Raw genomic sequence first — 25,533 nt, 5'->3', positions numbered from 1 at the left:
GCGTATCCACAGAGAAGCCGGCCGTTGCCGGCTTCTTTGCTTTCGGCCGCCGGTCAGTGCGGCGCTGGTGCGTCCTTGAGCACGACCGCGAACGGTGACGCCGCGGAGGGCGTGATCACCAGCTCAGCCCATTGCGAGACCGTGCCGGTCGGCAGCGAGACGCGCGTGAAATTCTGCAGGACCTTGCCGGCGGCATCGCGCAGCGGCTTGTCGATGCCGAAACCGTTTTCGGTCCCGCTCTCGCTCGCATGCACCAGCAGCACCTGGCCGCTGAAACGCGCGCTCAGCTCGCGCAGCTGGCGTTTGAACTCTAGGTAGCCATCGCGGGTGCGGTGGCGCAAGAAGCCATCCAGCAGCGTCGGGCGGCCCTTCTTCTCCCAGCCGTTGGCAAAATGCGGGTCGCCGTGGGCCACCACAACGATGCCGTTCAGGTCCCGCTGCCGTGCCACCGAGAACGCGCGCGCCAGCCACTGCCGGTTGGCCTCGCGCCGGTCCTCGAATTCGCTGTTGCGGCCGCCTTCATTGCGGTAGTGGTTGTTATCGCCCGGCACGTTCAGGCCGACGATCAGCACATCGCCCACGCTCATGCGCATGTTCTCGCGGAAGCTGCGGAACAGTGCCTGGTCCGACTGCCGCAGCACCGGCCGCGGATGCTGTCCCAGGGTGGCATCCTCGGGGAAGAACAGCTCGCGCAGCCGGTTCAGCCGCTCGACCGAGTCAAAGCCGCCGTTGACCGGCAGCCGGCACTCGGACCAGTCGGTTTCACCGGGCACGTAGACCAGCGGCAGGGGCGACTGGTCCAGCAGCTGCTGGCGGCTGCTCAGCACGGCATCGCTGCACGACTCCGTATCGCCCTTGATGCCGCCGGCATGGATCACCAGGTCCAGCTTGCGCTCGGCAAAGTCGTCGAGCAGCGCCGCCACATTGGCTTCCGCGGCCGGCCATTGCGGCAGGTCGGCGATCAGCGCGACGCGCGTGACCTGAGGCTTGGCAGGAGCCTTGCCCGCGCGGCCTGCCGGCGCGGCCACCGCCATGCCGGCCATGCACAGCAGTGGCAGCAGCAGCGTGAGCAGGGCCCGGCGCGGGGCGTTCATGCCGTCTCGGCTGTCTCGCCTGCCAGCGCCTTGAGCCGGTACAGCGCCTCCAGCGCGGCGCGCGGCGTCAGGGTATCGGGGTCCAGGTCGGCCAGCGCGTCGATCAGCGCAGCCTGCTCGGGCGCCAGCGCGGCGGGCATGGCCGCCGGCGCACTGCCGAAATCGTCATCGTCGTCTTCCGGCGTCGGCGGTGCCGCGAACAGGTCCAGCTGTGGCGTGGGCGTGGCCTCGGCGGATTGCTGCTCCAGCCAGGCCAGGTGCTTGCGCGCGGCGCGGATCACCGGCTGCGGCACGCCGGCCAGCTGCGCCACCTGCAGGCCGTAGCTCTGGCTGGCGGGGCCGTCCTGCACCGCATGCAGGAACACGATGCCGTCGCCATGCTCGACCGCCGACAGGTGCACGTTGGCCGCCTGCGGGAATTCCTGCGGCAGCTGCGTCAGCTCGAAATAGTGCGTGGCAAACAGCGTATGGCTGCGGTTGTGCGACAGCAGGTGGCGCGCGATCGCCCACGCCAGCGCCAGCCCGTCGAAGGTCGAGGTGCCGCGTCCGATCTCGTCCATCAGCACCAGCGAGGCCGGGGTGGCGTGGTGCAGGATGCCGGCGGCCTCGGTCATTTCCACCATGAAGGTGGAACGCCCGCCGGCCAGGTCGTCGGCGGCGCCGATGCGGGTGAAGATGCGGTCGATCGGCCCGATCACCGCGCGCCGCGCCGGCACATAGGCGCCCACGCAGGCCAGCAGCACGATCAGCGCGGTCTGGCGCATGAAGGTCGATTTACCGCCCATGTTCGGGCCGGTGATCAGCAAGAGCTTGCGCGCCTCGTTGAGCTGGCAGTCGTTGGCGATGAACGCTACCGACTCCGCCGCGAGCTGGCCTTCGACCACCGGGTGGCGGCCCTGCACGATATCGACCACGTTCTCGGCCACGCGCTCCGGCGCGGACCAGTCCAGCGTCTGCGCGCGCTCGGCCAGTGCCGTCAGCACGTCCAGGCGCGCCAGCGCGCCCGCCACCCGTTGCAGCTCGCCGATATGCGGCAGCAGTGCCTGTAGCAGTCCGTCAAAGAGCTGCTTCTCGCGCGCCAGCGCGCGGTCCTGCGCCGACAGCGCCTTGTCCTCGAAAGCCTTCAGCTCGGGCGTGATATAGCGCTCGGCGTTCTTCAGGGTCTGGCGGCGGCGGTAGTCGTCGGGCACCTTGTCGGCCTGGCCGTTGGTAACCTCGATATAGAAGCCGTGCACGCGGTTGAACTCGACGCGCAGGTTGGCAATGCCGGTGCGGGCGCGTTCGCGCGCTTCCAGGTCGATCAGGAACTGGCCACAGTTCTCGGAGATGTCGCGCAGCTCATCGAGGTTGGCATCGTAGCCGCGCGCGATCACGCCGCCGTCGCGCACCACGGTGGCCGGCTCTTCGGCCACGGCGCGCACCAGCAGGTCAAGACAGTCCTGCGGCACGCCCAGGTCGTCGAGGGTCTGCGCCAGCAGGATGCTGCCCTGGTCGGCCAGGATGCACGCCCGCACGTCCGGCAGCGCGCGCAGGGTGTCGCGCAGCGAGGACAGGTCGCGCGGGCGGGCATTGAGCAGCGCCAGCCGCGAGGTGATGCGCTCGACATCGGCCAGCCGGCGCAGCGCCGCGCGCAGGGCATCGGTGCCCTGGTCGATCAGCACGCCGATGGCCTGCTGGCGCGCTTGCGGCACTGCCGGGTCGCGCAGCGGGTGGTGCAGCCAGTGGCGCAGCGCGCGGCTGCCCATGGCCGTGCAGCAGGTGTCCAGCAGCGAGAACAGCGTCGGCGACTCGCCGCCGCGCAGGGTCTCGGTCAGTTCCAGGTTGCGCCGCGTGGCGGAATCCAGGCCCACGTACTCCGATTCGCGCTCGACCTTCACGCCCTGCACATGGCGCAGCGACTGGCCCTGCGTGGTGGCGGCGTAGTTCAGCAGCGCACCCGCCGCACCCAGCGCGGCACCCAGCCCGGCGCAGCCGAACGGGTCCAGGCTGGCTACGCCAAGCTGCTCGCGCAGCCGGCGCGTGCCGGCGTCCTGGTCGAAATGCCATTCCGGCAGGCGCGTGCGTGCGCAGGCAAGCACGGGCAGCTCGATGCCGTCCGCATACAGCAGCTCGGCCGGACGGATGCGTTCCAGCTCGCGGCCCAGCTGGGCTGCTTCGCATTCCATCAGGCGCAGCTCGCCGCTGGCCAGGTTCAGCCACGCCAGCCCGGTCTTGCTGACGCCGCGGCGCGTGGTCTGCTGGTGCACCGCCATCAGGAAGGTGTCGGCCTTGTCCGGCAGCAGCGCGGCATCGGTCAGCGTGCCGGGGGTGACGATGCGCACCACCTTGCGTTCTACCGGCCCCTTGCTGGTGGCGGGGTCGCCGATCTGCTCGCAGATCGCCACCGACTCGCCCAGCTTCACCAGGCGCGCCAGGTACTGGTCCGCCGAATGGAAGGGAATGCCGGCCATGCGGATCGGCACCCCGTTGGAGGCCCCGCGCGCGGTCAGCGTGATGTCGAGCAGGCGGGCGGCCTTCTCGGCATCGTCGTGGAAGAGCTCGTAGAAGTCACCCATGCGGTAGAACAGCAGGGTGTCGGGGTGGTCTGCCTTGATGCGGAGATACTGCTGCATCATTGGCGTGTGGCGGCTCGCGGACGAATCTGCCTGCGCCTGTTCCGGGTCGGTCTTTTTCTGCAATCCCATTGCCATTTAGCCTGTCTGGCGGTGGGCCTGCGCGATGCCGCCCGTTCCGCTCGGATCACCGCCTCGCGCATGCCGGATGGCGGCCGCGCGGGGCGTCCGGGCGGTCATCCGGCGGCCTGTGGCCAGGGCGCGAAGGGGCGTTTTCGAATATGGGCGATATGGTACAGCACGGGGCTGCCGCCGCAGCGCCGCGGAGCGGCTGCGGCGGCACTGCGGTGGATTAGTTTGCCAGCGCGGGAAGACTGGAGGGTGTCGCGATCGGTCATCTGCGGTCCTCCGTCAGGCAGCCGTGGCGCGCAGGATCTCGTAGAGCTGGTCCTTGAGCCGGAGCTTCTCTTTTTTCAGCCGCTCGATCTCGAAGGTGGAGGCCGGTATCAGCCCGGACTCCATGTTATGGATTTCCTGGTCCAGCGCATTGTGGCGGTGGAACAGGCGCGCGAAGCGGGCATCCTGGGTCTTCAGGGCGGTGATCTGGTCGCGGTATTCGGGGAACATGCTGGCTCTCCTGTGCTGGATCCGCGCGCACGGGGCGTGGCGCATGGGTTCATTCTGGGGAGGGCAGGGTGGTGCGACCTTGACCAGGATCATGGCCGTCGGAGGAATGAGAACGATCTGACCGGCGCCGCGCACAAAGCAAAACGCCCGCCGGGGCGCGGCGGGCGTCGGGGGCATGGCCGTCAGGCCATGTGCCGGTATCAGGCGTTGTCGAGCGAGAACGGCGACAGCAGGCGCACCATCTGGGCGAACGCCTTGGGGTTGCCGGCCAGCACTTCGCCCTGTTCCATCTGGCGCGGTTCGCCGGCGTAGTTGCCGACCAGGCCGCCCGATTCGGTGATCAGCAGCATGCCGGCGGCCATGTCCCACGGCTTCAGGCCGCGCTCGAAGAAGCCGTCCAGGCGGCCGCAGGCGACGTAGGCGAGGTCCAGCGCGGCGGCGCCCGGGCGGCGCAGGCCGGCGCAGCTACGGGTCATCAGCGCAAACATTTCCAGGTATTCGTCCATGCCTTCCAGGTCGCGGAACGGGAAGCCGGTGCCGATCAGGCAGTCGGCCAGCTTGTCGCGGCGCGTGACGCGGATGCGGCGGTTGTTCAGGAAGGCGCCGGCGCCCTTGCTGGCGGTGAACAGCTCGTCGCGGGTCGGGTCGTAGACGACGGCTTGCACAGGCGTGCCGCGGTGCAGCTGGGCGATCGAGACCGCGTATTGCGGGAAGCCGTGGATGAAGTTGGTGGTGCCGTCCAGCGGGTCGATGACCCAGGTGTACTCGCGGGCGTCTTCGCCCTCGGCCCAGGACTGGCCGGATTCTTCCGCTAGAATGCCGTGTTCCGGGTAGGCCGTGCGCAGGACCTCGATGATCGCGGCTTCGGCGGCGCGGTCCACCTCGGTGACAAAATCGTTGTGTTGCTTGCGCGAGACGCGCACCAGATCGACGTCGAGCGACGCGCGGTTGATGATGGATCCCGCCTTGCGGGCCGCCTTGATGGCGATATTGAGCATCGGATGCATGAATCTCTCCAGGCCGGCCACGACCGCGCGGCGGGGCGCCAAAGCGCCGCACGCCCGCTCATGGGCAGCTGACAACACAACGGATTGTAGAAGAACGTCGGGCGTCGCCGGTTCTGCTGCGAAAGTGCCGCGAAAGTCTCGCGAGCAAGCAAAAACCTGGCGCCGCGCCAAAGAAGAACCCCGAATTGTATATGAACCCGGCAATTGATACGAGCCAGCCCATTTCCGGCGATAACGGCGGCGACACCTTCGGCCGCGTGCGCTTCGTGCTGGTCGAAACCAGCCACCCGGGCAACGTCGGCTCGGTGGCGCGCGCGATCAAGACCATGGGCTTCGGCAGCCTGGTGCTGGTCTCGCCGCGCGAGCCGGACGTGCTGCGCCACCCCGATGCCATCGCCATGGCCAGCGGCGCCGACGATGTGCTGGCCGGCGCCGTGATCGTCGACCAGATCGACGCAGCCCTGGCCGGCGCCGCGCTGACCGTGGCCATGACTGCCCGCCAGCGCGAGTTTGGCCCGCCGCGGCTGCTGCCGCGCGCCGCCGCCGAGCGCGCGCGCCAGACGCTGTCCGGCAGCGGCGGCGTTGCCTTCGTGTTCGGCAACGAGCGCTATGGACTGCCCAACGAGGTGGTCGAGCGCTGCAACGCCGTCACCCATATCCCCGCCAATCCCGCGTATACCTCGCTGAACCTGGCGCAGGCGGTGCAGCTTATCGCCTACGAGATGCGGCTGGCACTGCTGGAGGCTGCCCCGGACGCGGGCGCCAATATCGGCTATGCTGGTGAGCCGGCCACGGCCGAGCAGGTCGAGGCCATGTTCGGGCATCTGCAGACGGGCCTGGAGGCGATCGGTTTTCTCGATCCGTCCAATCCGCGCAGGCTGATGACCCGGCTGCGCCGGCTGCTGGCCCGCAGTGGCCTGGAGCGCGAGGAAGTGAACATCCTGCGCGGCATCGCCAAGCACATGCTGATCGCCGCGCAAAAACATCCGGGCCCGCAAGGGGACCGGTGACAGGAGCAAGGACAGTGGCAGCAACCCATGGCGATTCGATGCAGGACAAGGCAAGCGCACGCAGCTGGTGCGCGGGTTGTTGTCCTGCCGCTGCGGGTTTGCGCGAGCCTGGGCGATGTTGATCGCGGCATCGATGGAATGTCCCTGACGGATCAGGGGCCAAACGCCGGCGCCAGAAACTGGCCCGGCAAATCACTTACACTCCCTGATCCCGTCCCCACCGGCCACCGATCTCGCCGGCGACCCTGCCCCGGGCAACAGCCCGTGTGGCGCGGCGCACGGCGCGGCACCACGACACGACCAAGATGTTCTCTCGCCTGAAGGAAGATATCGACACGATCATGCTGCGCGATCCCGCCGCGCGCAGCCGCCTCGAAGTGCTGACCTGCTATCCCGGCCTGCACGCCGTGGTGTTCCACCGCTTTGCGCACGGATGCTGGAACGCGGGCTTGCACTGGCTGGGGCGCTGGATCTCGCACTGGTCGCGCTTTCTGACCGGCATCGAAATTCACCCGGCGGTCAGGCTGGGCCGGCGCGTATTCATCGACCACGGCATGGGCGTGGTGATCGGCGAGACCGCCGAGATCGGCGACGATTGCACCATCTACCAGGGGGTGACGCTGGGCGGCACCTCGCTGTACAAGGGCCAGAAGCGGCATCCGACGCTGGGCGACGGCGTGGTGGTCAGTGCTGGCGCCAAGGTGCTGGGCGGATTCGTGGTGGGCGACGGTGCGCGCGTGGGCTCCAACGCGGTCGTGCTCAAGCCGGTGCCGCCGGGCGCGACCGCCGTGGGCATCCCGGCCCGCGTCATCCTGCCGGATGCGCCGTCAGCGCAGCAGGGCGCCAGGCAGGAGTTTTCGGCCTACGGCATCACGCCCAATGCGGACGACCCGGTATCGCTGGCGCTCAAAAGCCTGATCGACAATGCGGCGGCCCAGCATGACCGCATCGAGGCGGTGCTGGCCGCGCTCGACCGGCTCGGCGAACACCTGGAGAACACGCCGAACGATCCCTTTGATGCGAGCGAGCTGCGCAAGCTGATGAAGTGAGCGGATGGTAAGACGGTCAGTGCCGGCGTTGCCGGTCAGTCCGTCTGCTGCAGCAGACGGAACCCGTCGCGATCCAGTTGCAGCACCGCGGCTCGCGGATGCGCGCCGTCCAGGTCCCAGTCTGTCAGCACCCAGCGCACGCCCCCGGCTTCCTCATGCCGCGCGGGGCGATGCGTGTGGCCATGCACCAGCAACGACGCCCCGGCCGCGCCGAGCAATTCGGCCGCGGCTGCCGGTGCCACATCGCCATAGATCACCGGCACGGCCGCACCTGCGCTCAACTGCCTGGCGCGGTTGCCTTCACTGTCCGCGCGCAGCTTGCGGGCGATCGACAAACGCAGCTTCAGCGGCAGCGCCAGGAATACGCGCTGTACCCAGCCCTTGCGGGTCCAGCGGCGGAAACGGTTGTAGCGTTCGTCGTCGATGCACAGCATGTCGCCGTGACTCAGCACGACGCGCTGGCCGGCGCAGTGGATTACGGTGGGGTCGGGCAGCAGCGTGGCGTCCGCGGCGCCGGCGAAGCGCTGGCCCAGCAGGAAGTCGCGGTTGCCGTGCATCAGGTAGACCGCCACGCCGCGCGCGGCGAGCGCGCGCAGGGCGCCCGTCACGTGTTGCGCGAACGGCGAGTCGGTTTCTTCGTCGCCGACCCAGAATTCAAAGAAGTCGCCCAGGATGAAGAGAGCGCGCGCGCGCTGCGCGGCGCGTTCGAGCGTGCGCTCGAAGGCCGCCAGCGTGCGGGGCATGCCGGGCGTCAGGTGCAGGTCTGAAATGAACCACGCCGGCGCCTGTACCTCGAGGGGACCGGCCACCGGCGTGTGGGGGATTGCGGTCATGCGTGGTGTCGGGAGAGTAGAGCCGGCACGTGGGCGCGCACGGGACCGCAATCGGCAGGCATCGGCTTACTCGACGATGATGGCCTTCTCGATCACGACGTCTTCCAGCGGCACGTCCTGGTGGAAGCCCGAGCTGCCGGTGCGTACGGCCTTGATCTGCTCGACCACGTCGGTGCCGTCGACTACCTTGCCGAACACGGCATAGCCGAAGCCCTGCGGGGTGGGCGAGGAGAAGTTCAGGAAGTCGTTGTCGACCACGTTGATGAAGAACTGCGCGGTGGCCGAGTGCGGCGCATTGGTGCGCGCCATGGCCACGGTGTAGCGGTCGTTCTTCAGGCCGTTGCCGGCCTCGTTATCGATCGGGGCGTCGGTGCCCTTTTGCTTCATGCCGGGCTCGAAACCGCCGCCCTGGATCATGAAGTTCTTGATCACGCGGTGGAAGACGGTGTTGTCGTAGTGGCCCTTGCGGACGTACGACAGGAAGTTCTCGACCGTTTTCGGGGCCTTTTCGGCGTCGAGTTCCAGGGTGATCACACCCTTGTTGGTCTGGAGCTGTACCTTGGACATGGCGGTTTCCTCTGTTCGGTAATTATTTGACGACGGTGGCCGACTCGATCACGATCGGCGCGGCCGGCACATTGCGCATCGGGCCGTAGGCCGTGGTCGGCACGGTCTTGATCTTGTCGATCGTGTCCATGCCTTCCACCACCTTGCCGAAGACTGCGTAGCCGTTGCCGTCCGGCTGCGGGTAGTCAAGACTCGGATTATCCACCACATTGACGAAGAACTGCGCGGTGGCCGAGTTGGGGTCGCTGGTGCGTGCCATGGCGAGCGTGCCGGCCTTGTTCTTCAGGCCGTTGCGGGCTTCCAGCGGGATCGGCGCGCGCGTGGGCTTTTCCTTCATGTCGCGGTCAAAGCCGCCGCCCTGCACCATGAAGCCATTGATCACGCGGTGGAAGATGGTGCCACTGTAGAAGCCGCTCTTCACATATTCCAGAAAGTTCGCGACGGTCTTGGGCGCCGCTTCCGGGTAGAGCTCGACAGTGAACTTGCCGGCACTGGTGACGAACTGGACGCGCTCGGCGCCCTTCTGCTGGGCCAGCGCGCTGAACGAGGACAGCGCCAGGGCGCCTGCCGTCAGGCCGGCCAGGACGATGCGACGGGAACGGATCATGAATGGAACTCCGGTAGGTCTGGATGGACACGGCCCGGGCGCGTGGCGCCCCGGGCATGCGGATGGGTGCCGTCAGTCGGCTGCGGGGGCGCTGGCAGGTGCCTGGTGCCCGGCCGGTGCCGCCTTGCGGCTGCCGCCAGGCGCGGCCGGCTTTGCCGGCGCCGCCGCCGGGGCGGAAGCGGGGTTCAGCTGGCGCAGGCCGGCGCTGGCGCGCGCATCGCCCGGATTGCGGCGCAGTGCCTCGGCATAGGACTGCTCGGCCAGGCGGCGGTAAACATCGCCCAGGTTGGTGTAGCCGATGGCAAAGCCCGGCTTGACCTGGGTGGCGAGCAGCAGCTCGGCCTCGGCGCGCTTCAGGTCGCCGCGCTTGGCGTAGAGCAGCGCCAGGTTGTTGTGCGGCTCGGGTAGTTCCGGAAAGTCCTGCGCCATTTCCGCAAAGGCCTGGATGGCCGCATCCTCGCGGCCGGACTGGGCCAGGGCCCAGGCGCGCTGGAAGCGAGCCTGCGCATTGCGCGGGTTGGCGGCCAGCACGCGGTCGAAGCCCTTGATGGCATCGTCATAGCGGCGTGCATTGGCGGCCTGCTGGGCCTCGCCCATGCCCGGGTCGGTCGACTGGATGCCGCCGACCGGTGCCGTGGGCGCGGCCAGCGACAGCGGGCCGGTCTGCGCGTACGCAGGGGCCGCCAGCGCGGCGGCCAGGGCCAGCAGGGGCAGTACGGCGCGATGGCCGCGCCGGCGCGCGCGGGCGGCGGACGTGGCGTAAGACGGGGAGGGCAGCGGCAGGCTCATTGAGGACGGGTCCGTTATACTCCGCGGCATTCTAGCAAAGCGGCAAGTCCGGCACGAAGGCAATGCCATGGCAGTCATGGCGCGCGGCTTGCTTGCGCCCCGGCATGCTTCATTGCGTGCCCAACCCGCGCACCGCCTTCCGGTAAGATATGGGGCGCGACGGTATTGCGCCAGTGGCTGCGTCCCCGCCGGCGGCCTGCTGTCGAACCCGGCAGTCTCCTCTCACCACTCACTTCGTTTCATGCAGCTTCTGAACATCTACAACACGCTCGCGCGTGAGAAACAGCCATTCGTGCCAATCGAACCCGGCAAGGTCCGCATGTATGTGTGCGGCATGACCGTGTACGACTACTGCCACGTTGGCCATGCTCGCGTGATGGTGGTGTTCGATATGGTGCACCGCTGGCTGCGCGCCGCCGGCTACGAGGTGACGTATGTGCAGAACATCACCGACATCGACGACAAGATCATCCGCCGCGCGGCCGAGAACGGCGAGACCATCGGCGAGCTGACCACGCGCTTCATCCAGTACATGCATGAGGATGCCGCCGCGCTGGGCGTGATCCGTCCCGACCATGAGCCGCGCGCCACCGACTTCGTGCCGCAGATGCTTGACATGATCGGCAAGCTCGAAGCCAGGGGCCTGGCCTACCAGGCCAGCGACGGCGACGTGAACTATTCGGTGCGCAAGTTTGACGGCTACGGCAAGCTCTCGGGCAAGTCGCTGGAAGACCTGCGCGCCGGCGAGCGCGTCAGCGCCAACGATGCCAAGCAGGACCCGCTGGACTTCGTGCTGTGGAAATCCGCCAAGGCCAGCGAGCCGCCCGAGAGCAAGTGGGACTCGAAATGGGGCGCCGGCCGCCCGGGCTGGCACATTGAATGCTCCGCCATGAGCTGCACGCTGCTGGGCGAGCATTTCGACATTCATGGCGGCGGGGCTGACCTGCAGTTCCCGCACCACGAGAACGAGATTGCGCAGTCCGAAGGCGCCAGCGGCAAGCCCTTCGTCAATATGTGGATGCACAACGGTTTCGTGCGCATCAACGACGAAAAAATGTCCAAGTCGCTTGGCAATTTCTTCACCATCCGCGAGGTCCTGAAGTCGTACGACGCCGAGGTCGTGCGCTTCTTTATCCTGCGCGCGCACTACCGCAGCCCGCTGAACTACAGCGACGCGCACCTGGACGATGCCCGCCACGCGCTGACGCGCCTGTACACGGCGCTCAAGGACAGCCAGCCGGGCGGCTGCGCGGTGGACTGGGACGAGCCGCACGCCAAGCGGTTTGCCGAGGCCATGGGCGACGACTTCAACACGCCGATCGCAATGGCGGTGCTGTTCGACCTGGCCAGCGAGATCAACCGCACCGGCTCGACCGCCGCCGCGCGCCAGCTCAAGGCGCTGGCCGGCACGCTGGGCCTGCTCGAGCGCGATCCGCACACCTTCCTGCAGGGCGGCAAGTCCGACGACGGCCCGTCGCCGGACGAGATCGAGACGCTGATCGCCGCGCGCAAGACCGCCAAGGTCGGGCGCAACTTTGCCGAGGCGGACCGCATCCGCGCGCAACTGCTGGAAGCGGGCATCGTGCTGGAAGACAAGCCCGGCGGTGCCACCGAGTGGAGGCGTGCTTGAACGCTGCCGCGCGCAAGCCCGCCACCGCCACGACGCCCGTCACGCCTGCCGCCACGCGGGGCCGTGCGAAGGCGGCCGGCCCGCGCCCGGGCAAGGCCGGCGCCAAAGAGGCGCCGCTGCCGGATGGCAAGGACACGGGCAAGGACGCGGGCAAACTCGCGGCAAAGACGCGTAACGCCAAGGCCGTGCTGCCCGAGGCGGATGCGGTGCCGCTGCCGGTTGAAACCGTCATCGATGCGGTGCGCCCCGCCTACTGGGACGAGGCCTGCGCCGACCTGATGAAGCGCGACCGCATCCTGCGCAAGATGATCCCGACCTACGGCCCGGCGCACCTGGTGTCGCGCGGGGATCCGTTCGTCACGCTGGCGCGCGCGGTGGTGGGCCAGCAGATCTCGGTCAAGGCGGCGCAGTCGGTGTGGGAGCGGCTGCATGCGGCCTGCCCGAAGCTGGCGCCGGCGCAGTTCCTGCGCGCCGGACCCGAGAAGCTGGCCGGCTGCGGATTGTCCAAGCGCAAGGCGGAATACCTGATTGACCTGGCCGACCATTTCAAGGCGGGCACGGTGCACGTCGCCGAGTGGGCGCAGATGGACGACGAGGCCGTCATCGCCGAGCTGACCCAGATCCGCGGCATCGGCCGCTGGACCGCCGAGATGTTCCTGATGTTCAATCTGATGCGGCCCAATGTGCTGCCGCTCGACGACGTCGGCCTGATCAATGCGATCTCAACCAATTACTTCAGTGGCGAACCGGTCACGCGCAGCGAGGCGCGCGAGGTGGCGGCCAACTGGGAGCCCTGGCGCACAGTCGCTACGTGGTACATGTGGCGCAGTCTCGACCCGCTGCCAGTGACGTATTAGTCATTGCGGCAAGAAAATTTAGTGGCAGGTGCAGTCCGGGCTATCTGGCAGGCGCTAAGATAGCGACCAAATTCCGGTAGAATGCGCCCCTTCACAGACAGGTACGTGTGATTTTATGAAAACCACCTTCCTGGATTTTGAGCAGCCCATTGCCGAACTCGAGGCAAAGATCGAAGAACTGCGCTTTGTGCAGGACGATTCGGCTGTCGATATTTCCGAAGAGATTTCGCGGCTGGCCGGCAAGAGCCAGCAGCTGACCAAAGACATCTACGCCAACCTGACCCCGTGGCAGGTTGCGCAAATCGCCCGCCATCCCCAGCGTCCCTACACGCTGGACTACGTGCGCGAGATCTTCACCGATTTCCACGAGCTGCACGGCGACCGCACCTTTGCCGACGATCTGTCGATCATCGGCGGCCTGGCGCGCTTCAATGGCCAGGCGTGCATGGTCATCGGCCACCAGAAGGGCCGTGACACGAAAGAGCGCGCCATGCGCAATTTCGGCATGCCCAAGCCCGAGGGTTACCGCAAGGCCAAGCGCCTGATGGAACTGGCGGACAAGTTCGGCCTGCCGATCTTCACCTTTGTCGATACCCCGGGCGCGTTCCCCGGCATCGACGCCGAAGAGCGCGGCCAGTCCGAAGCCATCGGCCACAACCTGTATGTGATGGCCGGCCTGAAGGTGCCCCTGATCGCCACCATCATCGGTGAAGGCGGTTCGGGCGGCGCACTGGCGATTGCCGTGGGCGACGTGGTGCAGATGCTGCAGTTCGCCACCTACGCGGTGATCTCGCCGGAAGGCTGCGCCTCGATCCTGTGGAAGACCGCCGCGAAGGCGCCGGAAGCCGCCGAGGCGCTCGGCTTGACCGCGCACCGCCTGAAGGCGCTGGGCCTGATCGACAAGATCGTGAGCGAGCCGCTGGGCGGCGCGCACCGCGACTACAAGGGTATGGCGGCGATGCTCAAGCGCTCGCTGGCCGAGTCGCTGCGCCAGTTCCAGGGCATGAGCGTGAAGGAGCTGCAGGCTCGCCGCTACGAGCGCCTGCTCGCCTATGGCAAGTTCAAGGAAACCGGCACCCAGGACTGACCCGTCCGCCCGGCTGACCGACAAGGTCGCACAGGCCCTCCAGGCCGGTGCGGCCTTTGTTGTTTCTGGCGGCGGTACGGGCCAGGGCGCGCCGACGATCGCGGTGGCCCTGTCGGGCGGGCGCGATTCGGTCGCGCTGCTGCACGCCGCACGCGCGGCCGCGGCGCAGTGGGGCGTTGGCGCGCGCGTGGTGGCGCTGCATGTCCACCACGGCCTGCAAGCCGAGGCCGACGACTGGGACCGCTTCTGCGCCGCGCTGTGCGCGCAGTGGCAGGTCGGCTATTTCGTGCGGCGGGTGTCGGTGCAGCCAGAAGCGGGCGAGGGCGTGGAGGCGGCCGCGCGCCGCGCGCGCTATGCTGCGCTGGCGGCGATGTGCGCCGACAGCGGCGCGCGCCTGCTGCTGTTTGCCCATCACCAGGACGACCAGGTCGAGACCGTGCTGCTGCGGCTGTTTCGCGGCGCCGGCGTGGCGGGCATGGCCGGCATGCCCGCCATGCGCTCGCTGGACGATGGCAGCGGCGTGCTGCTGCTGCGCCCCTGGCTGGATGTGCCCCGTGCCGGGATCGAGGACTACTGCGCCGCCAACGCCTTGCAATGGGTCGACGATCCGTCCAATGCCGATGCCCGCTACGCGCGCAATGCCTTGCGCGCGCACCTGCCGGCGCTGGTAGCGGCTTTTCCGGCGCTGTCGGTCAACGTGGTGCAGGCGGCAGCGCATTTCGCCCAGGCAGGCCAACTGATCGATGAGCTGGCCTCGGCCTCGCTGGCGGCGCTGGCGCACCCTGGCCGCGATCCCAACACGCTTGCCGAACTCGACCTGGCTGGCCTGCGCGCCTTGCCCGCGGCGCATGCCGATGCCGTGCTGCGCTTCTGGCTGCGCGACCTCGGCGTGCGCGCGCCGTCCACTGCGCGGCTGGCGGCGATGCGCGAGCAACTGGTCACGCATGCCGGCGGCGAGCCCGCGATCGCGCATGAGGGTCTGATGCTGCGCCGTTTCCGCGAACGCGTGCTGGCCTGCACGCCGCCACCGGAAGTTGCGCCGGCACCCGTGATGCTGGACTGGCGGGGCGAGGCGCGCATTGTCGTGCCGGCATGGCGCGGCGAACTTCACTTCTTCCGCGACGATACCTTCGGCGTGCCCGAAGCGGTGCTGCACCAACCCCTGCGCCTGGCCGCGCGCAGCGGCGGCGAGCGCATCGTGCTGCGCCCCGGCGGCCCCGCCCGGGCGCTGAAGCAAGCCTGCCAGGAAGCCGGCATTCCGGCCTGGCGTCGGGCCTGGCTGCCGCTGCTGTGGGCGGGCGACACCCTGGTGCTGGCCGCCGGCCTCGGCATGCATCGGCGCTGGCCGGACACCCAGGCGGCGCCGCGCTGGCGCGTGGAATGGCATCCGCGGCCGCCGGCAGTGGCGACGCCGCCGCACTGAAACACCCGGATTACCGCCGGCATCACCTCCGATCTGCACCCGGAACCCCGCTACCGCCTTGCCTGACGGGACGTGATCGTGTATTTTCAAGGGTTTGCACAATCGCTGGCGTCGACAAGAAGATGGCTCTCATCGTTCACAAATACGGCGGCACTTCGATGGGTTCCACGGAACGCATCAAGAATGTCGCCAAGCGCGTTGCCAAGTGGCACCGCGCCGGTCACCGCGTAGTCGTGGTGCCTTCGGCCATGTCGGGCGAGACCAATCGCCTGCTGGGACTCGCCAGGGAAATTTCGCCGCAGCCCAATCCGCGTGAACTGGACATGCTCGCCTCCACCGGCGAACAGGCCAGCGTGGCACTGCTGGCGATCGCGCTGCACGGCGAGAACATCGACGCGGTCAGCTACACCGGCTGGCAAGTGCCGGTGAAGACCGACTCGTCGTACACCAAGGCCCGCATCGAATCGATCGACGACGAGCGCATCCTAGGCGACCTCGACGCCGGCCGTGTGGTCGTGATCACCGGCTTCCAGGGCATCGACGACGACGGCAACATCACCACGCTGGGCCGCGGTGGCTCGGACACCTCGGCCGTGGCCATCGCCGCCGCCATCGAGGCCGACGAGTGCCTGATCTACACCGACGTGGACGGCGTGTACACCACCGATCCGCGCGTGGTCGAAGACGCCCGCCGCCTGGACCAGATCACCTTCGAAGAGATGCTGGAAATGGCCAGCCTCGGCTCCAAGGTGCTGCAGATCCGCTCCGTGGAGTTCGCCGGCAAGTACCGCGTGAAGACCCGCGTGCTGTCGTCGCTGACCGACCCGCTTATGCCGCTCGAGCAGGAAATGCACTCGGGCACGCTGATCACTTTTGAGGAAGACTCCACCATGGAAGCAGCCGTCATCTCCGGCATCGCCTTTGCCCGTGACGAAGCCAAGATCACCGTTCTGGGCGTGCCGGACAAGCCGGGCATCGCCTACCAGATCCTGGGCCCGGTCGCCGACGCCAATATCGACGTCGACATGATCATCCAGAACCAGTCCGTCGACGGCAAGACCGACTTCACCTTCACCGTGCCGCGCGGCGAGTACCAGCGCGCGCTGGCCATCCTGAACGATGGGGTGAAGTCGCATATCGGCGCCGGCAGCGTGTCGGGCGACCCGAAGGTGTCGAAGGTCTCGGTGGTGGGCGTGGGCATGCGCTCGCACGTGGGCATCGCCAGCAAGATGTTCCGCACCCTGTCGGAAGAGGGCATCAACATCCAGATGATCTCTACCTCGGAAATCAAGATCTCGGTGCTGATCGACGAGAAGTACATGGAACTGGCCGTGCGCGCCCTGCACAAGGCCTTTGAACTGGAACAGGCGTGATCCGTTCGTGAACACTTCTGACGGCGCGATTTTTGTGTGGTGTCATCAATTTTTCGTTGACCAACGCGCACGGCGTCGTTAGAATACGCGCTTCGTTGTGTGGCTCCCTCACACAACGCAAGTTTGGGAGACGTGGCCGAGAGGTCGAAGGCACTCCCCTGCTAAGGGAGCATCTGGGCCAAAACCTGGATCGAGGGTTCGAATCCCTCCGTCTCCGCCAGCAATGGCGGCGAACCCCGGAAGATCGCGGTCTTCCGGGGTTTTGTTTTTTCTGGAAGGCGATTTCTGCTGCGCCCCGCGTGTGGACCCGTATGCCCGGGGGCGAGACCTCGTCAGGGTCGCCCCAGTTACCCTCGAGCACAACCGCCAGGTCGTCCCGCTGCGGCAAACGCGAATAATCAACCGCACGCGACGCCGGCATCCTGCATATCCGCGCTGTCGAAACCTTCGGTGAACGCGCGCCGGATCCCCGTCAGCAACTCCCTGGCCGGCTCGATGTTGCCTTGCTCTCGCCAGAGCTGCGCCAGATTCAGGGTCGCCCGCAACTCAAGGGATCTGGCATGCTGCCGGCGGGCTACCGCGATCGCGTTGCGAAAACACGCTTCTGCTTCCGCCTCACCGCCAGACCTGAGGCCGTGGAGGCCTGAACTCTGAAGTATCAGTTCTCCCTTGACCCGATGCCACTCCGCTTCGCAATAGCGTTCCCCGACCCTTTCCACCGCGTCCTTTGCCTCGGCAAGCGCGCTCAGGCCTGAATCGATCTGTCCCATGTGCCCATAGGCCTGGGCCAACAGTGCCTGGAAGTGCGAATATCCCAGCGTCGCGCCCGTCGCCTGATAGGCGGCCAGTCCCTGGCGCATCTGCGCGATGCCTTCCTGCTGCTGTCCCTGCTCGGCGAGCGCCCAGCCACGAAGGATAGTCGTCCATGCCAGCCAGAACGGGAAGCCTTGTTCGGTCGAGAGCGCGATGCAAGCCTCGGCGTACTCTTGCGTGAGCCTGGGATCGCGGCGGAACTGGTGCAGCTCCGCGACAAAGCAAAGGGCATGCGCCAGGCTGAACGGGTGGGACTGCTTCCGGGCCAGCGCGAGGGACCCTTGCGCATTCCTGCTGGCCTGGTCGGGATAGCCGAGAGACCACAAGACCAGGGCTGAAATGGATAGCGCGCGTACCTCCGGATCGACGCCATGGAAATTAATGTGGCCGTGATGCGGTTCTTTGCCGTAGAGCGCGAGCGCATCCTTCAGATGGGCATCCGCGGCCCTGAACCTTCCCGAGTAATACAACGTCGTTCCTAGCGAGACATGCGCCTCCGCCAGTAACTCGGGGTCTTGCGCATTCCTGGCCAGGCTAAGGAGTTGCTTCCCCAGCTGGTATGCCTTCGCATGTTCTGCTCGCAGAGAGAAGTAGGTGCGCAATCCCACTTGCGTTCGAAAGCGCTGCGGCGTTTCCCCAACCTGGCTGCACAATACCAGGGCACGGCTGTAAGTTGCCTCCACCTCGGGCGAGGCAAATCCTCGGGCGGCAATCAACGCCGGCCCGATGGCAAGTCGCAAAGCGAGTTCCTGGCGTGCGCGTTCGGGGGTATCGGGCTGGCGCTTGAGCAATGCCAGGGCTGCGTGCAGTTGACGGATGGCTTCCTCGTAGGCGGAGCGCTGTACGGCCTGCTGTCCGGTCGCCAGAAGGTACTCCACAGCTTTCGGATCATTGCCGCTAAGGCTGTAATGCCGTGCCAGTTCGCTGTAGTAATCCTTCAACTGATGGTGGAAGAGGGCCTCGATCGCATGGGCCGTGCGTTCATGCAGCGCGGTGCGTTGTTCCGTGAGCAGCGAGCTGCCGGCGACTTCCTGGGTCAGCGCATGCTTGAACGTGTACTCAGTGTCGGGGAATGCGGGCCGCTCGTAGATAAATCCGCCAGCCTCCAGTTGAGCCAGTAGCCGGTGCAATGGGTCATCAGGCTGCGCCACGACCCGCTGGATCAGGCCATAAGGAAACTCCTTGCCGATCACGGCAAGGCTTTGCAACAAGTCCTTCTCGGCGCGGGGAAGCCGGTCGATACGGGCCGCCAGCACGCCTTGTACCGTGGTCGGGATATGCAGCGCCGTGGGGGTCTTTTCGATGCGGTAGTGGCCAGGCTCGCCGTGCAGCACCTTCTCCTCGAGCAAGGTCTGCACCACTTCCTCCATGAAGAAGGGGTTGCCCTCCGTCTTCTCCATGATGAGCGTCTTGAGAGGCGTGAGCGTGGCATCCTCTCCAAGCAGCGCGGCGAGCAGTTGCCCGGCTTCGACCTGGCCCAGCGGATCCAGCCGAAGCTGCGTGTAGTTATCCTCTGCACTCCAGTCATGCTGATACTCGGGCCGGTAATTCAGCAGCAGCAGAATCCTGGCGCCCGGCAGGTGGTCAACGAGCACATCCAGGAACGCCTCGGTTTCGTTGTCCAGCCATTGCAAATCCTCAAACAGAAGTTCGAGCGGCTGATTCTGGCTTTCTCGGACCAGCAGGCGCGTGATCGCCTCAAACGTGCGCTGGCGCCGGATCTGCGAGTCCATGTTCGGCAATGCCGAAATCGGGTCGGCGATGCCCAGCAGATGGAGCAGGTAGGGCAAGAGGTCTTCCAGCGTGCGGTCGAGCATCAGCACCCTGCCTGCAACCTTTTCTCGGCACCTCCGTTCATCGTCCTGTAGCTCGATCTGGAAGTAGTTCTTCACCAGTTCGATCAGCGGCAAATAGGCAAAGGACTTGCCGTGCGAGACGGAAAACGTCTCCAGGACCATGCAGCCGTGCTGTGACAGCGCCTTGAACTCGTGGAACAGTCGGGACTTTCCGACCCCGGCTTCCCCGACCACCCCGACAATCTGCCCGCTTCCCGTCCTGGCCCGGTCCAGGGCCTCATGCAGACGCGCCAGCTCGTCCTGACGTCCGACGAACTGCGCCAGGCCGCGACGCTGCGCCACTTGCAGGCGCGTGCGCAATACCCCCGGGCGCAGCACCTCGTACACGGCAAGGGGTTCCGGTATGCCTTTTACCTGGGTCGCGCCGAGGGCCTTGAAGTCGAAATACCCGTCCGTCAGCCTGCGGACCGACTCGCTGACGAGAATGGATGACGGCGTGGCAATGGTTTCCATCCTTGAGGCGATGTGGATCGTGTGTCCCACCGGATCGTAGTCCGTGTGCAGGTCGTCCCTGCGGATGGAACGTACCACCACCTCTCCGGTGTGGATTCCCACCCGGATCTGAAGCGGTATGCCTTGCTCGAGCCGGATGCGGTCACTGTGACGACGCATGGCTTCCTGCATCCGCAGCGCCGCATACAGCGCTCGCTGTGGATGATCTTCGTGGGCGATGGGGGCGCCGAACAGGGCCAGTATGCCGTCTCCCAGGGACTTGGCGACATAACCCTCATAGTGATGCACGGCCTCCATCATCAGGGCCATGACGGGGTCGATCAGGTGGCGTGCCTCTTCGGGATCGAGATCGTGGATCAAGGCCGTGGAACCGGCCATGTCGGCGAACAGGGCAGTGATGGTCTTGCGTTCACCCGCGGCGGATCCCCTGGCCTCCATGGCGGCCTGCTCGGCCAGAATGCGCTCGACCAGGTGACGTGGCGTGTAGTCGATGGGAGCGGGCGCAGTGGGCTGGGCGCCGACGGATGGCCCTTCGGCGGGGCTGGTGAAGGATGCGCCGCATTCGGTGCAAAACTTGTCCGCGGCGCCCGCTTCATGGCCGCAGTTCGGGCAGCGCCGTGCAAGCCTGGCCCCGCATTCCTTGCAGAATCTGGCTCCGTCGGGATTGTCGGAGCCGCAGCTTGTGCAGCGCATATCGCCTCTTCGCATCCGGCCCTTGTATGAACGATTAGACGCCTTCCGCACCGGGGTATCAATGGGCGGGAAGGCGCCCGGCGCAGCAGGCAGATTCATGTTGAGCATCAGGATCGGCGGTGCCAGAATTCCCTACATGCGGGGCGTGGCGCCGGGCATGTGGTCACACATCTTGCCGGGCCGCCCGGCGCTGGCTGGCCGGACAGATCGGGATGCACATGGACCGGGAATTGCTGCATGAAGCGTCAGAGGGGTCGGTACTGTTTGCGGATGTCAGCGGCAGTACCCGGCTCTATGAACGGGCTGGCAACGCCGCCGCCCTTGCCGCGATCGGCCGCTGCATCGGTGCGATGCGATCCTGTTCCGAGGCGACACAGGGCCGCCTCGTCAAGACCATTGGCGACGAGGTCATGGTGCTGTTCCCCTCCGCTGAACAGGCGCTGCGGGCAGCACTCGACATGCAGGTCGCCGTTTCCGAACTTCCGCCGGTCGCCGGCTTTTCCATGTCGGCCCATATCGGGTTCCACCATGGCCCGATCCTGTGCGAGGCATCGGGCGATGTGTTCGGCGATGCCGTGAATCTTGCCGCCCGCCTGTCCAAGCTTGCCTCGCGCGGACAGATCATCACCAGCAAGGATGCAGTGGCGGACCTGCCCGCGCCGTTGCGCCAGATGACGCGCTACCTGTACCCGATCCAGGTGCGCGGCAGGGAGCAGCCGGTCGAGCTGTACGAGGCGATCTGGCAGCAGGCCACTGACCTGACCCTGATTGCGGGTTTCAACGCCCCCTTATTGAACGCCAGCTTTCTCACGCTCCGCTATCGGGACACCGTGGTGGAAATGAGCGCCGCCTCCGCGCCAGTCACCATCGGGCGCGACGCCGGCATGACGATTGTCGTGTCGGACCGGCGGGCATCCCGCTTCCAGGCCATGGCCGAGCCCCGCGCCGGCAGGTATGTGCTGATCGACAGGAGCTCGAACGGCACCCATGTCGGCATGGACGGCAGCGAGCCGTTCATCCTGCGGCGCGATGAAGTCACGCTCAGGGGGCACGGCTGGATCGGCTTCGGTCCGTGGGCAGGGCCGACCGCGGAGTGCGTCGAGTTCGCGCTGTGCGTCGACAGGACTGGTGTGGCGCGGTAGCCGGCATGCTTAAGTTGAAAGGGTGAATTTCAGTTGTGAAATTCATCTTGTGTTCCGTACTCTGAAATCCCTTTCAAATCAAAAGGATGCAGCGTGGCCCGTTTCTTGCGCCCTGCGGACGGGATAGGCGCGGATTTCATCGTGCCTGCAATCTGCCGTCGCCCTGGCCATCGTGTTGCGTTGAGGGCAGGCGCCTTTGGCCTTGAAGAGGAATGCACCGCGATGTACTACGGACGAAACGGAGCCGGCGCGCACAGCCGCGAGCTTGCCGGAGATGGCGATCAGCCATGTGCCGGCCAGAATCGAAACGAGCACGGCGATCGTGACAAGCAGTCGCCAAAGCGAACCAACTGGGCGTGGGCCGCTGCATCGGCGCATGATGACTGGATGGATTCGCACGCCGCATTTGCACATTACGACTAGCCGCCCGGGCAAGCCTTGCGCCCGTGCTGCCTTCCTGATCACCTGACCCTGCCGTGGCGGTTGCGCACGGCAGGTTCGTTTCCTCACACCCCCATGGACTACGCCCCTATCCGCTCCCTGCTGATTGCCAACCGTTCCGAGATCGCCATCCGCGTGATGCGCGCGGCCGCCGAGATGAACGTGCGCACGGTCGCGATCTATTCGAAGGAAGACCGCCTCGCGCTGCATCGCTTCAAGTCCGATGAGAGCTACCTGGTCGGCGAAGGCAAGAAGCCGCTGGCGGCTTACCTCGACATCGACGACATCCTGCGCATTGCCAGGCAGGCGAAGGTCGACGCCATTCACCCCGGCTATGGCTTTCTTTCGGAAAACCCGGACTTCGCGCAGGCCGTGATCGACGCGGGAATCCGCTGGATCGGCCCGTCGCCCGAGGTCATGCGCAAGCTTGGCAACAAGGTGGCGGCGCGCAATGCGGCGATCGAGGCGGGCGTGCCGGTGATGCCGGCAACCGATCCGCTGCCGCTTGACCTGGAAACGTGCAAGCGCCTGGCCGCAGGCATCGGCTATCCGCTGATGCTCAAGGCAAGCTGGGGCGGCGGCGGACGCGGCATGCGCGTCCTGGAAAGCGAGCAGGATCTCGAGGGGGCGCTCGCCGCGGCGCGGCGCGAGGCGCTGGCCGCGTTCGGCAACGACGAGGTGTATGTCGAAAAGCTGGTGCGTAACGCGCGCCACGTCGAAGTGCAGGTGCTCGGCGACACGCACGGCAACCTCGTGCATCTCTATGAGCGCGACTGTACCGTGCAGCGGCGCAACCAGAAAGTGGTCGAGCGCGCGCCGGCGCCGTACCTCGACGCTGCCGGCCGGGCCGCGCTGTGCGAATCGGCCTTGCGGCTGATGCGCGCGGTCGGCTACACGCATGCCGGCACGGTCGAATTCCTGATGGATGCCGACTCCGGCCAGTTCTACTTCATCGAAGTCAATCCGCGCATCCAGGTCGAGCACACGGTGACGGAGATGGTCACCGGGATCGATATCGTCAAGGCGCAGATCCGCGTGACGGAAGGCGGCCATATCGGCATGACCGAGAACACGCGTAATGAAAACGGCGAGATCATCGTGCGCGCTGCGGGCGTGCCGGTGCAGGAAGCGATTTCGCTGAACGGTCATGCGCTGCAATGCCGGATCACCACCGAGGACCCGGAAAACGGCTTCCTGCCGGACTATGGCCGCCTCACCGCCTACCGCAGCGCGGCCGGCTTCGGCGTGCGCCTGGATGCCGGCACCGCCTATGGCGGCGCGGTGATCACGCCGTACTACGATTCGCTGCTGGTCAAGGTCACCACCTGGGCGCCGACCGCCCCCGAATCGATCCGGCGCATGGACCGTGCGCTGCGCGAGTTCCGCATCCGCGGCGTCGCGTCCAACCTGCAGTTCCTCGAGAACGTCATCAACCATCCCGCGTTCAAGTCCGGCGACGTCACCACGCGCTTTATCGACCTGACGCCGGAACTGCTGGCGTTCACCAAGCGCCTGGACCGCGCCACCAAGCTGCTGCGTTACCTGGGCGAAGTCAGCGTCAACGGGCACCCGGAGATGAGCGGCCGTGCGCTGCCATCGCTGCCGCTGCCCGCACCGGTTCTGCCCGCCTTCGACACCAGCGCTGCGCTGCCCTACGGTACGCGCGACCGGCTGCGCGAGCTGGGCGCGGAGAAGTTCTCGCGCTGGATGCTCGAGCAGAAGCAGGTGCTGCTGACCGACACCACCATGCGCGACGCGCACCAGTCGCTGTTCGCCACGCGCATGCGCACCGCCGACATGCTGCCGATCGCGCCGTTCTATGCGCGCGAACTGTCGCAACTGTTCTCGCTGGAGTGCTGGGGCGGCGCCACCTTCGACGTGGCGCTGCGCTTCCTCAAGGAAGACCCGTGGCAGCGCCTTGAGCAACTGCGCGAGCGCGTGCCCAACGTGCTGTTCCAGATGCTGCTGCGCGGCTCCAACGCCGTCGGCTACACCAACTACGCGGACAACGTGGTGCGCTTCTTCGTGCGCCAGGCCGCCAGCGCCGGCGTGGATGTGTTCCGCGTGTTCGATTCGCTGAACTGGGTGCGCAACATGCGTGTCGCGATCGATGCCGTCGGCGAAAGCGGCGCGCTGTGCGAAGGCGCGATCTGCTACACCGGCGACCTGTTCGACAAGTCGCGCGCCAAGTACGACCTGAAGTACTACGTCGGCATCGCCCGCGAGCTGCAGCAGGCCGGTGTGCATGTGCTGGGCATCAAGGACATGGCGGGCATCTGCCGCCCGCAGGCGGCCGCGGCGCTGGTCAAGGCGCTCAAGGAAGAGACCGGGCTGCCGGTGCATTTCCATACCCACGACACCAGCGGCATCTCGGCTGCTTCGGCACTGGCCGCGATCGAGGCCGGCTGCGATGCGGTCGACGGCGCGCTCGATGCCATGAGCGGGCTGACCTCGCAACCCAACCTGTCGAGCATCGCCGCGGCCCTGGCCGGCAGCGAGCGCGATCCCGGCCTCAGCCTGGAGCGTCTGCACGAAGCGTCGATGTACTGGGAAGGGGTGCGCCGCTACTACGCACCGTTCGAATCCGAAATCCGCGCCGGTACCGCCGACGTGTACCGCCACGAGATGCCCGGCGGCCAGTACACCAACCTGCGCGAGCAGGCGCGCTCGCTCGGCATCGAGCACCGCTGGACCGAGGTGTCGCGCGCCTACGCCGAGGTCAACCAGATGTTCGGCGACATCGTCAAGGTGACGCCGACGTCCAAGGTGGTCGGCGACCTGGCACTGATGATGGTGGCCAACGACCTGAGCGCCGCCGACGTGTGCGATCCCGCCAAGGAAACCGCCTTCCCTGAATCGGTGGTGTCGTTGTTCAAGGGCGAACTGGGCTTTCCGCCCGACGGCTTCCCCGCGGAGCTGTCGCGCAAGGTGCTGCGCGGCGAGCCGCCCGCGCCGTACCGGCCCGGCGACCAGATCCCGGCGGTCGACCTCGACGCGGCGCGCGCCGCGGGCGAAGCAACGTGCGAGCAGCCGCTCGACGACCGCCAGCTGGCTTCGTACCTGATGTACCCGAAGCAGGCCGGCGAGTACCACGCGCATGTGCGCAACTACAGCGACACCTCGGTGGTACCCACGCCGGCATACCTGTACGGCCTGCAGCCGCAGGAAGAAGTGGCCATCGACATCGCCGCCGGCAAGACCCTGCTGGTCTCGCTGCAAGGCACGCACCCCGATGCCGAAGAGGGTCTGATCAAGGTCCAGTTCGAGCTGAACGGGCAGTCGCGCACCACGCTGGTCGAGCAGCGCAGCACCACGCAAGCGGCGGCGGCGCGCCACAGCCGTCCGGTTGCCGAGCCCGACAACCCGCTGCATGTCGCCGCGCCCATGCCTGGCTCGATCGTCACGGTGGCGGTGCAGCCGGGGCAGCGCGTGGCCGTGGGCACGACGCTGCTTGCGCTGGAGGCGATGAAGATGGAGACCCATATCGCGGCGGAGCGGGACTGCGAGATTGCGGCGGTGCATGTTAAACAAGGGGATCGCGTGGCGGCGAAGGATCTGTTGATCGAGCTGAAGGACGTGGGTTGACGCTGGCGAAGGTCTTGTCTGCCGGTGCCCGCCGCGCCCTCGCTC

Annotated in this window: 19 protein-coding genes and 1 tRNA gene; 10 read left to right on the top strand and 10 right to left on the bottom strand. The window is 66.9% G+C overall.

Annotated elements, in window-relative coordinates:
• Window positions 1-53: 53 nt before the first annotated feature.
• The 4 genes from DN412_RS11110 to DN412_RS11095 form a co-directional block, all read right to left on the bottom strand.
• Complete coding sequence (locus DN412_RS11110) at window positions 54-1,094, bottom strand: hypothetical protein (protein ID WP_115014965.1); 1,041 nt, start codon at window positions 1,092-1,094, stop codon at window positions 54-56.
• Window positions 1,091-3,778, bottom strand: a complete 2,688-nt coding sequence (gene mutS / locus DN412_RS11105) for a DNA mismatch repair protein MutS (protein ID WP_115014962.1) — start codon at window positions 3,776-3,778, stop codon at window positions 1,091-1,093. Before mutS ends, DN412_RS11110 begins: the two co-directional genes overlap by 4 nt.
• Before the next feature lie 279 nt (window positions 3,779-4,057).
• Window positions 4,058-4,273, bottom strand: a complete 216-nt coding sequence (locus DN412_RS11100; RefSeq protein ID WP_115014959.1) for an HP1242/YdcH family protein — start codon at window positions 4,271-4,273, stop codon at window positions 4,058-4,060.
• Between the two features lie 200 nt (window positions 4,274-4,473).
• Window positions 4,474-5,280 carry an inositol monophosphatase family protein gene (locus tag DN412_RS11095; protein WP_115014956.1) on the bottom strand — a complete coding sequence of 269 codons (807 nt, stop codon included), beginning with the start codon at window positions 5,278-5,280 and terminating at the stop codon, window positions 4,474-4,476.
• Between the two features lie 191 nt (window positions 5,281-5,471).
• Between DN412_RS11095 and DN412_RS11090 the strand changes: the two genes are divergently transcribed.
• Window positions 5,472-6,290, top strand: coding sequence for an RNA methyltransferase (locus DN412_RS11090; protein WP_167471083.1), 819 nt, complete (start codon window positions 5,472-5,474; stop codon window positions 6,288-6,290).
• A gap of 305 nt (window positions 6,291-6,595) precedes the next feature.
• A complete protein-coding gene (cysE, locus tag DN412_RS11085) occupies window positions 6,596-7,339 on the top strand; it encodes a serine O-acetyltransferase (RefSeq protein WP_115015238.1) in 744 nt (247 codons plus the stop codon).
• Window positions 7,340-7,374: 35 nt separating this feature from the next.
• Here the strand turns inward: cysE and DN412_RS11080 are convergent, their stop codons facing one another.
• The 4 genes from DN412_RS11080 to DN412_RS11065 all read right to left on the bottom strand — a co-directional run bounded on the left by DN412_RS11080 (window position 7,375) and on the right by DN412_RS11065 (window position 10,135).
• Window positions 7,375-8,172 (bottom strand): UDP-2,3-diacylglucosamine diphosphatase, encoded by a 798-nt coding sequence (locus DN412_RS11080; RefSeq protein WP_115014951.1) that lies wholly within the window; start codon window positions 8,170-8,172, stop codon window positions 7,375-7,377.
• Between the two features lie 66 nt (window positions 8,173-8,238).
• Window positions 8,239-8,739 (bottom strand): peptidylprolyl isomerase, encoded by a 501-nt coding sequence (locus DN412_RS11075; protein ID WP_078195864.1) that lies wholly within the window; start codon window positions 8,737-8,739, stop codon window positions 8,239-8,241.
• Between the two features lie 22 nt (window positions 8,740-8,761).
• The gene (locus DN412_RS11070) at window positions 8,762-9,346 is read right to left on the bottom strand and encodes a peptidylprolyl isomerase (RefSeq protein WP_115014948.1); all 585 of its coding nucleotides are present in this window, start codon (window positions 9,344-9,346) and stop codon (window positions 8,762-8,764) included.
• A 72-nt stretch (window positions 9,347-9,418) separates the two neighbouring features.
• A complete protein-coding gene (locus DN412_RS11065; protein ID WP_115014945.1) occupies window positions 9,419-10,135 on the bottom strand; it encodes a tetratricopeptide repeat protein in 717 nt (238 codons plus the stop codon).
• A 241-nt stretch (window positions 10,136-10,376) separates the two neighbouring features.
• Here DN412_RS11065 and cysS point away from each other — a divergent pair, with 241 nt between their 5' ends.
• The 6 genes from cysS (at window position 10,377) to DN412_RS11035 (ending at window position 16,725) form a co-directional block, all read left to right on the top strand.
• Window positions 10,377-11,765 (top strand): cysteine--tRNA ligase, encoded by a 1,389-nt coding sequence (gene cysS / locus DN412_RS11060; protein WP_115014943.1) that lies wholly within the window; start codon window positions 10,377-10,379, stop codon window positions 11,763-11,765.
• Window positions 11,762-12,622, top strand: a complete 861-nt coding sequence (locus DN412_RS11055) for a DNA-3-methyladenine glycosylase family protein (RefSeq protein ID WP_115014940.1) — start codon at window positions 11,762-11,764, stop codon at window positions 12,620-12,622. The genes cysS and DN412_RS11055 overlap by 4 nt, the downstream gene beginning before the upstream one ends.
• A gap of 115 nt (window positions 12,623-12,737) precedes the next feature.
• Window positions 12,738-13,709 (top strand): acetyl-CoA carboxylase carboxyltransferase subunit alpha, encoded by a 972-nt coding sequence (locus tag DN412_RS11050; RefSeq protein WP_115014937.1) that lies wholly within the window; start codon window positions 12,738-12,740, stop codon window positions 13,707-13,709.
• Entirely contained in the window at window positions 13,675-15,132 is a 1,458-nt protein-coding gene (gene tilS, locus DN412_RS11045; RefSeq protein WP_425267407.1) for a tRNA lysidine(34) synthetase TilS, read from the top strand. Before DN412_RS11050 ends, tilS begins: the two co-directional genes overlap by 35 nt.
• A gap of 122 nt (window positions 15,133-15,254) precedes the next feature.
• The gene (locus tag DN412_RS11040) at window positions 15,255-16,505 is read left to right on the top strand and encodes an aspartate kinase (RefSeq protein ID WP_115014932.1); all 1,251 of its coding nucleotides are present in this window, start codon (window positions 15,255-15,257) and stop codon (window positions 16,503-16,505) included.
• Window positions 16,506-16,631: 126 nt separating this feature from the next.
• A tRNA-Ser gene (locus DN412_RS11035) sits at window positions 16,632-16,725 on the top strand.
• A gap of 178 nt (window positions 16,726-16,903) precedes the next feature.
• Here DN412_RS11035 and DN412_RS11030 read toward each other — a convergent pair.
• Window positions 16,904-20,320, bottom strand: a complete 3,417-nt coding sequence (locus tag DN412_RS11030; RefSeq protein ID WP_115014929.1) for an adenylate/guanylate cyclase domain-containing protein — start codon at window positions 20,318-20,320, stop codon at window positions 16,904-16,906.
• A gap of 212 nt (window positions 20,321-20,532) precedes the next feature.
• Here DN412_RS11030 and DN412_RS11025 point away from each other — a divergent pair, with 212 nt between their 5' ends.
• Window positions 20,533-21,462, top strand: coding sequence for an adenylate/guanylate cyclase domain-containing protein (locus DN412_RS11025; RefSeq protein ID WP_115014927.1), 930 nt, complete (start codon window positions 20,533-20,535; stop codon window positions 21,460-21,462).
• A 78-nt stretch (window positions 21,463-21,540) separates the two neighbouring features.
• On the opposite strand, the gene DN412_RS43390 is transcribed toward DN412_RS11025, so the two are convergent.
• Complete coding sequence (locus tag DN412_RS43390) at window positions 21,541-21,777, bottom strand: hypothetical protein (RefSeq protein ID WP_161563994.1); 237 nt, start codon at window positions 21,775-21,777, stop codon at window positions 21,541-21,543.
• Window positions 21,778-21,978: 201 nt separating this feature from the next.
• Here DN412_RS43390 and DN412_RS11015 point away from each other — a divergent pair, with 201 nt between their 5' ends.
• Window positions 21,979-25,488, top strand: coding sequence for a pyruvate carboxylase (locus DN412_RS11015; protein WP_115014923.1), 3,510 nt, complete (start codon window positions 21,979-21,981; stop codon window positions 25,486-25,488).
• The last annotated feature ends 45 nt before the right edge of the window (window positions 25,489-25,533 follow it).

The organism is Cupriavidus lacunae (assembly GCF_003353055.1).
Taxonomy (GTDB): Bacteria; Pseudomonadota; Gammaproteobacteria; order Burkholderiales; family Burkholderiaceae; genus Cupriavidus; species Cupriavidus lacunae.
The sequence above is the reverse complement of the archived record's forward strand: the minus strand, read 5'-3'. Positions and strand labels throughout refer to the sequence as shown.